The 15593-nt window shown below is 50.5% G+C and carries 12 protein-coding genes and 1 riboswitch; of the genes, 6 read left to right on the top strand and 6 right to left on the bottom strand.

What is annotated here, in order from left to right:
* Window positions 1-67 precede the first annotated feature (67 nt).
* The 3 genes from K331_RS0120855 to K331_RS0120845 form a co-directional block, all read right to left on the bottom strand.
* Entirely contained in the window at window positions 68-568 is a 501-nt protein-coding gene (locus K331_RS0120855) for a C40 family peptidase (protein WP_028591789.1), read from the bottom strand.
* Between the two features lie 5 nt (window positions 569-573).
* A riboswitch (cyclic di-AMP (ydaO/yuaA leader) is annotated at window positions 574-711 on the bottom strand.
* A 537-nt stretch (window positions 712-1248) separates the two neighbouring features.
* Window positions 1249-2094 carry a hypothetical protein gene (locus K331_RS0120850; protein ID WP_028591788.1) on the bottom strand — a complete coding sequence of 282 codons (846 nt, stop codon included), beginning with the start codon at window positions 2092-2094 and terminating at the stop codon, window positions 1249-1251.
* A gap of 12 nt (window positions 2095-2106) precedes the next feature.
* Window positions 2107-4038: a M1 family metallopeptidase gene (locus K331_RS0120845; RefSeq protein ID WP_226383657.1), complete on the bottom strand. Its 1932-nt coding sequence runs from the start codon at window positions 4036-4038 to the stop codon at window positions 2107-2109.
* 210 nt (window positions 4039-4248) lie between these two features.
* Here K331_RS0120845 and K331_RS0120840 point away from each other — a divergent pair, with 210 nt between their 5' ends.
* On the top strand, window positions 4249-4752 hold the full coding sequence (locus K331_RS0120840) for a YwhD family protein (RefSeq protein ID WP_028591786.1): 504 nt from the start codon (window positions 4249-4251) through the stop codon (window positions 4750-4752).
* A 139-nt stretch (window positions 4753-4891) separates the two neighbouring features.
* On the opposite strand, the gene K331_RS0120835 is transcribed toward K331_RS0120840, so the two are convergent.
* The 3 genes from K331_RS0120835 to K331_RS0120825 all read right to left on the bottom strand — a co-directional run bounded on the left by K331_RS0120835 (window position 4892) and on the right by K331_RS0120825 (window position 8736).
* Window positions 4892-5632, bottom strand: coding sequence for an MBL fold metallo-hydrolase (locus tag K331_RS0120835; protein WP_028591785.1), 741 nt, complete (start codon window positions 5630-5632; stop codon window positions 4892-4894).
* A 126-nt stretch (window positions 5633-5758) separates the two neighbouring features.
* Window positions 5759-6454 carry a DNA-3-methyladenine glycosylase gene (locus K331_RS0120830; protein ID WP_028591784.1) on the bottom strand — a complete coding sequence of 232 codons (696 nt, stop codon included), beginning with the start codon at window positions 6452-6454 and terminating at the stop codon, window positions 5759-5761.
* A gap of 281 nt (window positions 6455-6735) precedes the next feature.
* Window positions 6736-8736: a transglycosylase domain-containing protein gene (locus K331_RS0120825; protein WP_226383656.1), complete on the bottom strand. Its 2001-nt coding sequence runs from the start codon at window positions 8734-8736 to the stop codon at window positions 6736-6738.
* Window positions 8737-8989: 253 nt separating this feature from the next.
* Here K331_RS0120825 and speE point away from each other — a divergent pair, with 253 nt between their 5' ends.
* From speE to argS, 5 genes are all read left to right on the top strand, one after another.
* Window positions 8990-9817, top strand: coding sequence for a polyamine aminopropyltransferase (speE, locus tag K331_RS0120820; protein ID WP_028591782.1), 828 nt, complete (start codon window positions 8990-8992; stop codon window positions 9815-9817).
* Between the two features lie 323 nt (window positions 9818-10140).
* On the top strand, window positions 10141-11343 hold the full coding sequence (locus K331_RS0120815) for a WD40/YVTN/BNR-like repeat-containing protein (protein WP_028591781.1): 1203 nt from the start codon (window positions 10141-10143) through the stop codon (window positions 11341-11343).
* A gap of 220 nt (window positions 11344-11563) precedes the next feature.
* The gene (locus K331_RS0120810; protein WP_028591780.1) at window positions 11564-13258 is read left to right on the top strand and encodes a methyl-accepting chemotaxis protein; all 1695 of its coding nucleotides are present in this window, start codon (window positions 11564-11566) and stop codon (window positions 13256-13258) included.
* 159 nt (window positions 13259-13417) lie between these two features.
* A complete protein-coding gene (locus K331_RS0120805) occupies window positions 13418-13840 on the top strand; it encodes a DUF1934 domain-containing protein (protein ID WP_018888100.1) in 423 nt (140 codons plus the stop codon).
* Window positions 13840-15519, top strand: a complete 1680-nt coding sequence (gene argS, locus K331_RS0120800; protein ID WP_018888099.1) for an arginine--tRNA ligase — start codon at window positions 13840-13842, stop codon at window positions 15517-15519. Before K331_RS0120805 ends, argS begins: the two co-directional genes overlap by 1 nt.
* Window positions 15520-15593 lie beyond the last annotated feature (74 nt).

Genomic DNA, 15593 nt, shown 5'->3' with positions numbered 1-15593 from the left:
TACAAAAAAACCGCAGAATGATCTGCGGTCTTATCCGTTGGATATATTATTGGAAAAATTAGCTTAATTATTCCACATCGTCGAAATCTTCACTGTCGACAGCTGCTTCATGATAAGTGTCTGTACTCATGATGCGTTTTGCACCTACATAACGATTCACATAGTAGCTCTCGCTCATAGAACTGATAATAACGCCACGAGAAGAAGAGGAGTGGGCGAATTTGCCGTCGCCGACATAAATGCCTACATGAGATACGCCTCTACCGCTAGTATTATAAAATACCAAGTCGCCTGCTCTCAGATCCGCGCGGGAGACAGCTGTCCCCATCTTGTATTGTGCACCGGATTGGTGCGGCAGCTTGATGCCAAGTTTGTTGAATACAAATTGAGTGAATCCTGAGCAATCAAATCCGTTAAGAGTTGTTCCACCAGCACGATATTTAGTACCAACGGCATCATCGATGACCTGATTCATCTTAGAGTCCGCAAAAGCGCTTCCTGCCCCAAAGGAAAAAGTGGAGAATGCGATCGCGAAGCTCACAGCTGCGATAGTTAGTTTCTTCTTCAAAAAAGACAAGCCCCTTCCAATGCCTACGAGGTTAGCTTAAGGATTCGGTAAGAAGGTCCCCTATGATCCCTCTGTTACAAGATCAATTCACCCAAAACTGGTTCCCCCGCTCCCCAGGTGCGAGGATTCGGCAACACATAATTTTGCACCTAGATTCAAGCGATATCAGCAGATTACAAGTTATTCATAATCATCACGGCAAAAATTACAAAGTTGTTACTATCCAATCACTGCGATTATTGTAACAAAGGATTATCATTTTGGCAAATGTTTCAAAGCAAAAAGCAACAAAAAAGAAGCCCTTGCATTTTTGCAAGGGCTTTCTTTGTAAAAATAATGCGTAACTATGAACAAGAACAGACGTTTTTTCTCGCTTTTTGGTCAAGATTCCTTCGTGTATGTGCAGTGGGTTTCCTCAAGAATGTCCCTCTTTCGAAATACGATTACAACGATTTGTTCCTCAACATTGCCAATAGTTCATACTTTTTCTTGAAATTTTCTTTAAAGTATTTCTCGCCTTCTGAAGATAGCTTCCCCTCTTCGTGGCCCAGGACAACAGATACTCCTGAAGACTGACATCAATCTTGAGCGATAAGGGGATACATTCTGGCGGTCGCTGGGCTGCTTCGATTATATTAGTACAGTTTTCATTATATATCTACTGATGTGAGGGAGCACTACTATGAAGACAATCTGGATGTTGAAGCTGGTGGAGCAACAGAGTGCCAGAGTGCATATTGCGAGCTAACGTGCCAGAGCCCGAAGAGACTGGTCACCACATGATACAACTGCTGAAGAATGAGCGCAGCGAGACCTGTCCACAGCCACTGTACACCACCGAAGAGAAGGAATAGCAGACAGGAGAACAGACCGAGCAGTAAGGATATCGTCATCCCAGGGAGCAGATACCGCAGACAACGTAGGAGAGCTCCCCAGGCTCCAGTATGGCTGACTGTGCCGAGCTGCATGTGCAGAATGCATTGCTTTATAAGCCAGCCATAAGCGATCCATGCTGCTACATAAGGAAGGATGTAGGTAAGATGAGCGAGATTTTGCGGAAGTCCTTCGATATGGGGAAGCAATCTCTGAAGTATCCAGTATCCAGGCAGCCAGATCAGGCAGGTCTCAATCCAGTAATAGAGCATGGATGAGCGCCAAGTCGTCTTCATGCCATGGAAGAAGGCGAGCTTACCGTGCTCTCCATCTTGGGCATGCAGTGCGTAGTAGATGCCTGCGCGAATGATTGGAGTCACTATCATGCGTATAAGCGCCATCACAATGATGACCCATATATAGGTCTGGACGATACGCTCTCCTGTAAGCGCGAGCTGGCCCTCTATCCAGAACAGCGCCTGGTTCAGCTCGCTTTGCTCCTTTCCAGGATAACGAAGCAGGATAGGGACTACAGCGTATTGCACAACTTGGTAAATGAAGACACCCCAGAGCAGACGGTATAAAAACAACATCACGACTATGTGCAGCCGGGCGCACACCAGCCCCCAGCCTTCCTTAATATATGCAGGCATTCAGCAGACACCTCACCATGACAGACTTCCAAGCCATAGCTCAATCAGCTTGGTAATACCTAGATTCCAGCGGGTAGAGACCTGCTCATCAAGCCGGGCCCGAAGCATGTTATTGATATGCTTGTGCTCCAGTACGATGGTATGCAGTGGATCGATGGTAACGAGAGCGACTGGTGAGCTGCCTTCGAGCTTATAGGTAACGCTGCTGTCTGCACCGTTCCAGGACTTCATGAGCTGTTGTCCATTTTCAAATGTGATCTGAATGGGTACTGCCGGCACATCTCCCCCGCGCTTGGAGATCGTGACTGTCGATTCATAACGACCGGCTCCAAGTCTCTTCGTCCTTATCTGATCGACCGCAAAATCGGCCATCTGACCACCGTACACATATTGATCAAAGAAATCACCCCAGGACTTATGGGTAACCTGTTCCACGACAGACTGGAAATCCTGCGAGGTCGGATGCTTGAAGCGGAATTTGCGTGCATAGGTACGCATAATCGTATTCATTTTGTTCTTGCCCACCTGCTGCTCAATGGAATATAGAATCAGCTTTCCCCTGAGATAGGAGTTCTGGGCGTAGTTCGTGGACGAGCTGTATTTCCATGCTTCCCGGGTCAAAGGCTCTGGTGATGATATCTGACTGGCCTGTAAGGGCAGATTAGGGATTAAACCATACTCCTGCTCCATCAGGCGGTCTTCAGCATAGCTAGTGAAGCCTTCGTCAAGCCAAGGCTCTTCGAACTCATTACTCGCAATCATCCCGTAAAAATACTGATGCCCAATCTCATGTACTACCGTGCGCTCAAGCTCATAGCCAGGCTGGCTGTCATCTGCTCCAAAGGCTGTGATCAGAGTAGGATACTCCATGCCGCCGGCTCCATTGCCCGTCTTGGGAGGGACTACAATGGATAGTGTGGAGTACGGGTAGGTGCCGAACCATTTGCTATAGTTCTCCAGTGCTGACTTGGCTGCATAGAAGTAACGATCCTTAAGGTCCTTGTGAGCAGGATCGAGATATAGCTTGATCTTAACGCCAGGTACGCCCGCAGAGGAGAAGGGCTCCTCCGCTGTTACGAAGTCGGGTGAGGCTGCCCAGGCAAAGTCATGTACATCATCTGCATAGAACTGATAAATCTTCTGCCCATTTTGTGTAACAGGGGTACTGGTCGGGAAGCCTGTAGCAGCTACAATGTAGCGGTCAGGGACGCGAATGCGGACACTGTAAATTCCGAAATCTGCATAAAATTCCGAGTTGCCATGATATTGATGCAGGTTCCAGCCTTCCACAGCCCGTCCTCTACGGCCTTTAGGTTCATATACACTCAGCTTGGGGAACCACTGTCCAGCCATTACAAAATCCCCAGCCACGCCCATGCGGGCGAAGATCTGCGGAAGCTTGACCTCGTACTTCATATGCAGCGTGATACTCTCCCCACCCTTGACTGGCTTAGGAAGGCGAACCTTGAGCAGGGTGCGGTCATTCACATTTCCATCATCTGGCTGTACATATTGCGTACGATGCATCAGGGAAAGCCCGTCCTCGGTTGTTAGCTCCTTTAGCGTAATGGAGCCATATCCATCCTTGGGCATTCGGTCATTGCGCAGCTTGCCGCCTGATTCCTTCATGAAGGTAGAATCGGCAGATTCGAAGGCATTCGGATACATGTGGAGGTATAGCTCGGTTACAGTTTTCGTGCCGGGATGCTTCCAGGTTACGGTCTGAGTGCCTTGCAATATCCCTCCATCCTCCAAGGCGACATCCATGTGATATTCCACAAGCCGTTTGCTTAACACTTCAGCCTGGGGTGCAGGAGGGGGCGTGGGTGGTGTTGGAACCGCCGCTGCTGCGGAGGGCTTGGCCGGATTGGAGGCAAGCGCAGAGGCGGGATCAGGATACAGCCAGCTGCCAGCTACCAGCTCTCCTGTGATGAGCACGATCATAAGCAAGCACTGAATAAAAGTTTTGGCGCATGTTGGAGCCATACATTGGATACCTCCCGTTGACAAGCATCTACAGCATGTATATGTTTGCAATCAGGAGATTATTAGTTAAAATATTTAGAGTACATACTGGTTGGTATGGATACTATGGAAGTTACCTGCTGGAATTAGGCTTGATATACTAAATACAACGTGTCATGGAGGATCGATATGGAGCAGAATCAGGATGGCAAGAAGCAGATTGCCTTGAATATTGTAAGTGCGAAGAGCAAGCACAAGGGCTTTGGTGCAGGGTCCATTGACCTGAATAACATGTCACCGGTCATTATTGATCGTGGTGAGGCCAAGATTGATATTGGAGCGATGCATGCCAAGAGCAAGGTGGAGCGCGGTATCAAATTTTCTACCAATAAAGAAGATGTGCCCAATGGACGTCAGGTATGGCTCGTCTGGGTAGCGGTGGATCGTACACCAGAAGGCCGCTTGTATGCAGGGGCTACGGCATGTGAGATGTGGATTGATGAAGAGGCCAAGCGTGGCTGGAAGATTCTCGCCGAACATGTAAATAAGATGGATTATGCCCTGAAGCGTCGCATCATGCTGGATGAGCTGGGGCAAGAGGAGAAGACAGCGCTGAAAGCTCTGCTGATCTCCCACAATGAAGAATGGTGGAATGCTTCACCTGATGAGCTGAAGCAAGCACTGGAGGCCTAGCATTCGTAGCTGAGATTGATGTATCGTTAGCAGATAGAGCATGAATTCTATTGTACAAAGTATATGTATACAAAAATAAGACCGGAAGTGATCCTATGATCCTTCCGGTTATTTGTATGGCTGGAAAGCAGCTATTATGTTAGGTATAGGAACGAAGCAGCCTTTGCAGGGCAGGCAGAACCTCACCGCTGAAAATCCCGCCATGATAGCAGATCAGTGTATCGATCTCATAGTTGGCCAGTTGCTGAACGGAGCTCACTGCTTGGGGAAGATTCAGCGTATATTGCGGATTAGCAATTCCTAGCTCTCCACTGGGCTCAATAACTACAGCATCACTGGCAATCAGTGTGCGGCTAGCTTCCAGATAAATGGAGATATGTCCAGGTGTATGTCCAGGCGTATGCATAATTTTCATTCCTGGGCACCCAGGTGGCTGCTCCTGATCCTGCACAGTCTGATCGACTGGGGCTGATTCAAGTGACTCCAATACCCGGATGAATTCCTTCGCTGCGGGCAGCTCCTGTACAGGGAGGAGATTCAGCGAATCCAGCGCCTGTTGTAGACGTGGTGCGGTGCACTTTCCTTCTATATATTGAGCCTCCAGCTCATGGGCAATAATACGGATGTGGGGAAACGTTCGTTTGATCTCGGCAAGCGAGCCTACATGGTCCAGATCATGATGTGTCAGGATTATTCCTGTTAGGCTTGAGAAGGAAGTCCCTTCTTGATTTAGTGCTTTTTCGAGCTTAGATATGAAGCCCGGGTACCCACAATCCACCAGAAAAGTATGCTTCTCATCTCTAATCAAGGTTGGGGTAATGACCTGGGTCGCTCCGTTAAACATAAACTCAATATTTAGAGCTTTACTGTATAGGCTCATTTTTTACACACCTCCATGATCTTATGATCTTTACCCAAAATAGATACGGTTTGTAAGGTTTGTAGGGTTTCTAAGGAAAGAGTAAAGTATCCTACCGTCAGGGAAAAGGTCATAGATAAAATAGCCTCAATGTTGTCCGGTGAGCTGGTCCAAGTCACCATATTTTTTATAAAAGGATAGTGGCGCCTTGGGCACCGAATTAAACGCATGATCCCGGATGATGAAGCGCCAAGGCTTCTCGGCGTAGGCGCCTGCGTAGTCGATATTGATGCGGGGGCCGCTCATAATTTGCATATTCGGGTCTATCGTGGCCGTCTCCAGCCAGAGAGGCCCCTCTGTACTGCGAAGCGAGCAGCCGTTAAGGCTCTTATCAATACGCAATGCACGACATAGCTTGCCTGGACCATTGCTCATATCAGCGGGCTTCCTGAGCTCAGTTCCTCGATAGCGCCTCATTAACAGCTCATCCTTTGGTGTCAGCGGTTCGACGGCACGGATTAGTACGGCCTGAGGGTCGTCTATGGCGCCAGTGACTACATTGAGACAGTGGTACATTCCATAGATGAGATAGATATATGCAGGCCCACCCGCCTGGAACATAAGCTCCGTGCGAGCCGTGCGCCGATTCTGGTAAGCATGGCTCCCCTGATCCTCAGCCCCTCCATAGCTCTCCGTCTCCACAATGCGGCAGCGGATGACCCCATCCTCGGTAGCTCTAACCAGCGTATGGCCCAAGAGTAGTGGAGCAGCTTCTAGGGCGGTAAGGGCGTAAATGTCGGATATAGTGATTCTCTCAGCATCGGCAGAGCTATTATTCAGCAAGTGGACGACTCCTTTCTCGACCTTTCTCGTTCAGGGTGACCTGAAGCGTCTAATACTTCTGATCCCTTTCTTCTATTGTATAGGCAATCGGATGTATAGCAATCTTATGTATGGTTGTTAACCAAGTATGGTTACCAATGTATAGTCATCGAATGTGTGGCCATTGAATGTATAGTCATTGAATGTAAAGTCATTGAATATATAGCTAACGAAGGATTACGACATAACAAGAGCTTCACCCTGACCACAGCCAGGGTGAAGCTCTCTTTTACCTCATCGACTTAATCCATCCACCAGCGCTTGAAGTCAGACCACCAGGAGCGCTTCTCTTCGTGTCTAATCTCTGTGGTTCCAGCTGGCTCTGGCACAAGTGGCTCTCCACCATGTCCGTCACATGTCTCCTTAGGCTCGGTGCCACTGACGAATACCTCCAATTGCTTGTTCGGGCACTGGGCTGAAGCCAGCTTGCCTGAGTCAGGATCAACATAGACGCTCACGACTCCATCCGGAATCGGAAAAATCTTGGGTGGCACATTCTCCAGAGCTTGCTCAGTATACTCCGCGAAGATCGGAGCCGCCCTTCTGCCATCCGTCGTACTGATTGCACGATTCTTATCGTAGCCGACCCAGACGGCTGTAGCGAGCTCTGGTGTATACCCGACCATCCAGGCATCGGTATGCGTCGTGCCGCTTTTCCCAGCTACAGGGCGTTTCATCGTCTTCGCAACACGGTTGCCTGTTCCGCCTTCCTCGAAGACTCCCTCCATCAAACGTGTCAACACATAGGCGGCGGCCGGCTTCACGACCTGGACTCCAACAGGTTGGGGGGCTTCATAAAGGATGCGCCCGGCTGCATCCGTGATTCGGAGCACTGCGATAGTAGGACGCTTCTGGCCTCCGCCAGCCATGACGGCGAAGGCCGATGCCATCTCGAACGGACTGACGGGGGAAGCACCCAGAGCCAGAGAAGGGACTGCCTCCAGCTCAGTGGTGACACCCAGCTTATGTGCCATCTCGATGACGGATTCCGCTCCGAGCTGCATGATTGTGTTGACCGCGTAAATATTGTCGGAGGCCGCAATGGCTCGCCGCATATCGATATCTCCCCAGTATTTATCCCCGAAATTGCGGGGCTGATAGGTCTTGCGGTCATCGTCGTATCGGAACAAAGTAGGCCTGCTCTCGAATTTGGAGGAGCTGGTCAATTGCCCCGAATCAATGGCGGCCAGGTACATGATCGGCTTGAACGACGAGCCTGGTTGCCGGGTCGCAGTCAACGCGTGATTATACTGGTTGACCCTGTAGTTACGTCCGCCGACCATGGCCTTGACGTGACCTGTACGGGGATCAATCGAGAGAAGGGCTGTTTGCAGCTCCTCGGTGCCCTGCAATCCTTTGGCTACGGCCTGTTCTGCAGCTTCCTGCATCCCCATATCAAGCGTCGTATAGATGCTTAGTCCCCCATGCTCCAGCAGTGCTTTGCTAATTCCCAGCTCGTTCAGAACGACATTGCGGACGTAATCCCGAAAATATGGCGCAGCCTCCACCGTGGTTCGTTCGCTTGGCGCCTTCAGCGGCAGCAGCTGTTCATAGGCCGCAGATGCCTCGGCGGGGCTAATTTTGCCAGTGTCCACCATGGCCTGTAGCACAACTTTTTGCCGGTTTTTTGCATTCTTCATGTGATTATAGGGTGAATAATAGGTAGGGCCTTTGGGAATCCCGGCTAGTAGAGTGCTTTCCGCCAGATTAAGCTCACGGGCAGTCTTCCCGAAGTACATCTGGGCAGCTGCTTCAATGCCATAGGCCCCATGACCGTAGTAGATCTGATTCAAATACATCTCCAGAATCTGCTGCTTGCTGTATTTCATCTCAAGCTGAGCTGTATATACGGCTTCCTTGGCCTTCCGTGTCCAGGTCTTCTCATGACTTAGATAGAGGTTCCTGGCCAACTGCTGTGTCAGGGTACTCGCCCCTTGTGACATGTTCATCTCTTGCAGATTCACGAGTACGGCACGGGTAAGGCCCTTAAGATCAAAGCCAAAATGCTCGAAGAACTTTCGGTCCTCCACAGCAATAGTTGCATCAATGACGGGCTGTGCAATGTTCTCCAGTGCTACAGGGATGCTGTCTTTGCCGCCGGCTGAGAAGGTGGCGATCACTTGTCCGCTGCTATCTAGCATTCTGGAGTTGCGGTCCGTATCTGCCAGAGGCAGGCTGGTCGTATATAGATACAATGCGGCTACTGCGGTTAGTAATACGCATAACACGCCCGTAACCCACATGGTCTTGAGAAGCAGTATAAAAGCACGCAGGCGTGATTTGGGCCTGCCATCTGCGCGACTCACGCTTCCACCTTCTTCCATGGTTTTATACTCAGTATGTGCAATCTGCATCCGTCTATTCATATTCCCGGGACAGACGGCTAGTGGCGGATATGCAAGAAGGGTTGTGGGATGGTTCTGGATGTATGCACCATGGAAGCCAAGGTGATGATAGGAAGACCAACACTATGTTAACGGAAAGAAGGGATATACGATGGAATTGTGGTACACGGAGAAGCAGACACCATCCTTCGGAATTACAGCCAAGATCACACAGACCTATGTAAGAGAACAGACGGAATTCCAGGAGCTGGCCATGATCGAGACGGAGGAATTCGGCAACATGCTCGTGCTGGATGGGATGGTTATGACGACGGTAAGGGATGAATTTGTATATCATGAAATGGTGGCTCATCCGGCGCTTCACACGCACCCGAGCCCCAAGAGCGTGCTGGTTGTTGGCGGGGGAGATGGTGGTGTAATTCGTGAGGTGATCAAGCATCCCGAGGTAGAGAAGGCTGTGCTGGTTGAGATTGATGGCAAGGTGATCGAATACGCCAAGAAATATCTGCCGGAGATTGCAGGAAAGCTGGATGAACCGAACGTAGAGGTGCTGGTGAACGACGGATATATGCATATTTTGGAGCACAAAAATGAATATGATGTCATCATGGTCGATTCTACCGAGCCTGTCGGTCCAGCCGCGCCGTTGTTCGAGCGGGGCTTCTATCAAGGGATCTATGAGGCGCTCAAGGAGGATGGCATCTTCGTCGCTCAGACCGATAACCCGTGGTTCAAGGCGGACCTCATCCAGAAGGTAAACAAGGACGTCAAAGAGATTTTCCCGATTGTTCGCGTCTATGGCGCCAATATCCCGACCTATCCGAGTGGGCTGTGGACGTTCACGTTGGGCAGTAAGAAATACGATCCGCTAGAAGTGGATGAGTCACGGATTCCTGAGATGGACACGAAATACTACAGTCCACGCCTGCATAAAGCAGCATTCGTATTGCCTAAGTTCGTAGAAGATTTGACGAAGTAGACTGCTGCAGCTATGACTGCTTGTAGCTAAGCTACTGGATGCATTCAAGTCTTTATCCAAGGACAGTCCCCAGCAGTATGACAGCCCACGCTCTACTGGAATGTGGTAGTAGATTGGAATTATGAGGTTAGCTGAATATAGCGAGGTATGGCCATAGTAGCCGTCTTCCCTGGTGGTCTGCAGGCGAAGGCGGTTTTTCATGCGGACATGGGGCATGCTGGTGTCATTTTTTTAGCCGGATATGTAAATATCGTAACTTGTATATGTATACCTTGACCTATAAAATGTGAGGTGTGAGACAAGCCATCCAGGAGGTGTTCATCATGAAACGAATGAAATCAAGTCAGTCAGCCAGATTGTCATGGAGCACCCTATATCGGCGAATAGGAATCATAATGCTTATGGGACTGCTGACGGTGGCGAGTATGCCAGCAGGGACAGTGAATGCTACAGCGGCAACCGGAGCATGCATGAGTGGAGATCAGGGATTGTTAAGCAAGCTGAAGCAGGAGGGCACAGGCCATCCCAGAGAGCAGCTGGTCCTGACGGATATTGATTTTCTGAATACGAAGACGGGCCGCGTAGCGGGCAGTGGATTTTTAATAGGGACATCGGATGCAGGCTGTCATTGGCAGGCAATTTACACAGGACAGTGGAATTTCGCGCAGATCGACTTCCCCAATAATGTGCAAGGCTGGGCTTTGGCCACTGTAGGCGAGCAGCCGACGATGTACTTACTAAGAACAGAAGATGGTGGATCGCATTGGAAGCGCCTGAATACGCCAGCTCCGTTCATCCGCATTCAGCTGCTGAACAAGAGCACGGGGTTCGGCTATACATCGTCAGGTGCGTATGTTACCAAGGACGGTGGTGATAGCTGGAACAAGGTCAAGGTGCCAGCCAACACGCGTGGAGCGACCTTTGCTAGTGCACAGGATGGATGGGTAACCGTCGTTCGTCCGGGAAAAGGATATGCGGTAATGAAGACAGTGAATGGCGGTACTAGCTGGAGTCTCGCATTGGAGGTTCCCTTCAAGGACCCCGTTCAAGGTGATCTGTATGTAAAGGATAATCAGGTCTATGCCTTGCTGTATGGCGACTCTGGTATGTCACAGGTGTCTTACGCGCTGTACGGCAGCAAGGATGGGGGCAAGCAATGGCGACAGGTGCTGAATCAGGCAACAGCAGGCGGAGGCCCGGCACCAGGTGGACAGGTATCCAGGGTGCACGAAGGTCCTGCTAACCCTGGGGGACATCCAGGTAATATGGAGCTGATCGGGAGTCAGACTGCATTTCTGGCTGGTGGCTCTCCGGCAGGCGGCAAGGTGGCCGTAGGCTACACAACTGATGCCGGTGTCCATTGGACCAACAACACTCCTGTAGTAGAAGGTTATGGTGCGAGAATATCATTTACAGACAGCAAGACAGGGTATATGGCAGTGACCGGCTCTTCGACACCAGCAGTGTATGCTACACAGGATAGCGGTAAGCATTGGAGCCAGCTGCTGAGGTTACCATCCCTTTGATATTCCATGTGAGGTTTGTTTGAGGTTGCTGCAAGGTGTGGAGCGGAGGAATTGTAAAATCTTCGCTAAATTCATCGTCTACTCCGAAAATAGCATTATATTTGCCATTTCATATGATCTAGATCACATGTGAAAACATCGCTCCCTCCCTATAATGAGTACAGCCCGAGGGCCTTAACGGCTTTCGCGTACAATTTCATATGGGAATGGGAAGTGAGTTATGGGCTTAGCATCTAAAATTACGTATAGCCTGATTGCTCTGCTGTTGGTCATGGGCATGATGCTGGGGATATTCAGTTACCAAACTGCTTATGAGCAGGTGAAGACGTCGGCTGGCGTTGAATTGGTCGGCTGTGCCAATATTACGACAGGGCTGGTCAATCCCAGCGATGTCGAGCAGCTGCTGCAAGGTAATAACGCAGGTCTGGCAAGTATGGAGCAGCGATTGAATTGGACCGTAGAGCATAAGTCTCTCTTCAAGGAGGTCTTTCTGCTCTCGCTAGACGGTAAGATTCTAGCCGCCGATCAGAATGTGAAGGCACGTGGGTATCAGTCAGGAGATACCTTCTATTTTGATCCAGTGGCGCAGCAGATGATTAAGGAACAGAAGCATTCCATGTACTCCGATGTATTTACCTATGATGGTGTTGAGCTGATGTCTGGATATGGGCCTATTTATAAAAATAATGACTCCAATCAGGACATTATTGCTGTGATGGTGATCAACTTCGATGCCTCCATCCTGAACGAGCGTACCTGGGATACCCTGTCTACGCCGCTAATGATTGGAGCTGGGGTGCTACTGGTGACAGCTCTGTTGATCTATCTTCTAGTCCATTGGATGATGAGGCCGATTACGCTGCTAACAGCGGAGGTGGATCGGGTGACGGCGGGAGATCTGACGATCAAGCCGCTCCCATGGACGAGCAAGGATGAGGTGGGAAGGCTCGCACGTAGCGTGGAGACGATGGTGGCGCAGCTACGGGACATGATAACGAAGGTGAACGATGCCTCCTTGCAGGTGGGCTCATCGGCACAGGAGCTGTCAGCCAGCTCTGAGGAGACCAGCAAAGCCAGTGAGCAAGCTGTCATGATTATTCAAGAGATGTCTGATGGCGCAGAGAGACAGCTACAGAGCCTTGAGTCCGGATCTGCAACGATACAAGACATGGCTACCCACTTATCCCGCATGACTGAGCATGCTCATGAGGCCGCACGTATTGCTCGAGAATCGTCCTCTTTTGCTCTAGCGGGAGGACAGTCCGTGGCGCTCAGCAATCAGCAGATGAATGCCATGGATCGTCGAATCAGTGAGCTATCTTCGATTATTCAGAGCTTAACAGGCTTCTCTACACAGATTAACAGTATTTTGGGCGTTATCACCGGTATTGCAGGCGAGACCCATTTGCTGGCGCTCAATGCAACCATTGAAGCCCAGCATGCCGGAGAGCATGGGAGGAGCTTTGGTGTCATTGCACAGTCTGTCCGTCAGCTGTCAGAGCGCTCCACGGCTTCTGTGAAGCAGATTGCGGATATTGTATCGGTTGTCGTGCAACAGATGCAGCTGGCCTCTGAGATGATGCAGACGACTTCCGGGGAGGTTGCCCACGGGACGGAGCTGGTGCGCAGCGCCGGAGAGGCTTTTGTCGCCATCGAGCAGTCTGCGCGTCAGACAGAGACAGCTATTGCAGAGGTAGCGGGGGCGGCGGACCATCTATTGCTGCGCTCGGACCATCTCGTGCAGTCTATGAACGAACTGGTTGAAGTAGCGGATACGACAGTGGACGGAGCACAGAGCATGTCCGCTGCATCTCAGCAGCAGCTTGCGGCGATGCAGGAGGTAGATGCCTCCGCAGCGCTGCTGTCCGAATTGTCGGGCAAGCTACAGCAATTAATCGAGCGATTCAAAGTATAATCGAAATGAAGAATAAGGACCGGAGATTTCTGCTCTTGCAGTATGAAATTTTCCGGTCTTTTGTGATAACATAGGAATGTGCTGCTAAATCCCAATTGAATTGCTTGGGTGAACTGGATATAGTAGTACAATAGGACAGATATGCAGGGAGTCAAAGCCATGCCGCAATTCACACAGGTAAGAGTCCGTCTGCACAGCCGCCACCAAGGTGAAGATGTGGTGCAGGACATTCCAGCTGAGGCCATCCTTCGCGGCAGCACGCTGTACATAAGGTATGAGGAACCGCAGGAAAGTCCGCTGGGCGGAACAACCAATGTCACGATTAAAATAGGACAAGCTGAACTGAAGCTGATTCGACACGGTGAGGTGCAATCCGAGCAGTCCTTCGAAGAAGGAAAACGACTGCCCGGTTTTTATCGTTCTCCTTACACTAATTTTTCCATGTCCACGGATACTAGCAGGTTAACCATTCAGCGTGAAGGTCTGACTGCGCATGTGGAATGGGACTATGATTTATATGTGTATGAGGATTTGTCCGGAGCGTTCGCTATCAGTTTGCATATACAGGAGGAACAGGAATAATGACGAGCAATCCCCTTGAACGAATTCACCAGCAGGTGGTGGAAGCCATCGAAGCTGCGGTACTGGCAGCTGGTATTGTGAGCCAGGAAGAGATTCCGGCGATTACACTGGAGGTCCCGAAGGACAAAGCGCACGGCGACCTCGCTACGAATGTGGCTATGCAGTTGACTCGTATTGCCAAGCGCAATCCGCGTCAGATTGCCGAGCAGATCATCGAGCATTTGGATCGGAAGTCTGCATCCATTGAGACAGCGGAGATTGCAGGGCCGGGCTTCATTAATTTTCGACTGGACAAGAGCTATTTGTATCCGGTAATTCAGCGTGTCTTGGAACAGCAGGCGCAATATGGACGGGTAGAGGATGGGGCTGGCAAAAAGGTACAGATGGAATTCGTCAGCGCGAATCCGACGGGAAGCCTTCACCTCGGTCACGCGCGTGGTGCGGCTGTAGGGGATGCACTCTGTAATGTGCTGGATTTTGCAGGCTACAAGGTAACCCGTGAGTACTATATCAACGATGCCGGTAATCAGATCTATAACATGAGCCGTTCGATCGAGGCGCGTTATCTTCAGGAGCTGGGGCAGGATGCCGAGATGCCTGAGGACGGATACCACGGTGAGGATATTATTGGTTTCGCCAAGGAGCTGGTGGCTGAGAAGGGGGATTCGCTGCTGTCGATGAGCCCTGGTGACCGTGCAGGCTTCTTCCGCGATTATGGCCTTGAGAAGGAGCTTGGCAAGATCAAGCGTGATCTGGAGCGCTTCCGTGTGCCATTCGATTCCTGGTTCAGCGAGACCTCACTGTATGAGAATGGTGAAGTATTGAAGGTGCTGAATGAACTTCGCGATCGCAACGAGATCTACGAGGAGGAAGGCGCAACCTGGTTGAACACCACCAAATACGGTGATGACAAGAACCGTGTATTGATCAAGAATGATGGGACTTACACCTATCTGACACCAGACATTGCTTATCATCGGGATAAGTATGCCCGCGGCTACGATACGATCATCAACATCTGGGGAGCAGACCATCATGGTTACATTCCACGGATGAAGGCAGCTATGGAGGCGCTGGGTAATGATCCAGACAAGCTTAAGGTCCTCATTGCGCAGATGGTCAGTCTCTTCCAGAACGGCGAGAAGGTGAAGATGTCCAAGCGTACGGGCAAAGCGGTAACGATGGAGGATCTGATGGATGAAGTGGGCGTGGATGCCATCCGTTATTTCTTCACCATGCGCAGCATGGACTCGCATCTGGATTTCGATATGGACCTCGCGATCTCCACGTCCAACGAGAATCCAGTATTCTATGTACAATATGCACATGCTCGTGTATGCAGTGTGCAGCGTCAAGCAGAGGAGCAGGGTATTACATTGCGCCCACTCTCCGAGATCGCGCTGACCGAGCTGAATACCGAGCGCGAGTATGATCTGATTCGCAAGCTGGGTGAGCTGCCTGAGGAAATATCCGTAGCAGCAGCCAACTACGCACCGCATCGTGTCATCCGCTATGTATATGACCTGGCATCCATGTTCCACAGCTACTACAAGGCTGAGCGTGTCATCACTGACAATGTAGAGCAGACCCAGGCTCGTCTGGCGTTGCTGTCTGCAGTACGTGTTGTCATTGCGAACGTACTGAAGCTGGTAGGTGTGAGCGCGCCAGAACGGATGTAGCCTGCTCAACCGTACCTCTTAAGTGATTACAATTTGAATAAGATTGTCTCAGAGCTAGTTTTGTTGTAGGACGG

Origin of the sequence: Paenibacillus massiliensis subsp. panacisoli DSM 21345, assembly GCF_000426545.1 — a bacterium.
Taxonomy (GTDB): Bacteria; Bacillota; Bacilli; order Paenibacillales; family Paenibacillaceae; genus Paenibacillus; species Paenibacillus panacisoli.
The sequence above is the reverse complement of the archived record's forward strand: the minus strand, read 5'-3'. Positions and strand labels throughout refer to the sequence as shown.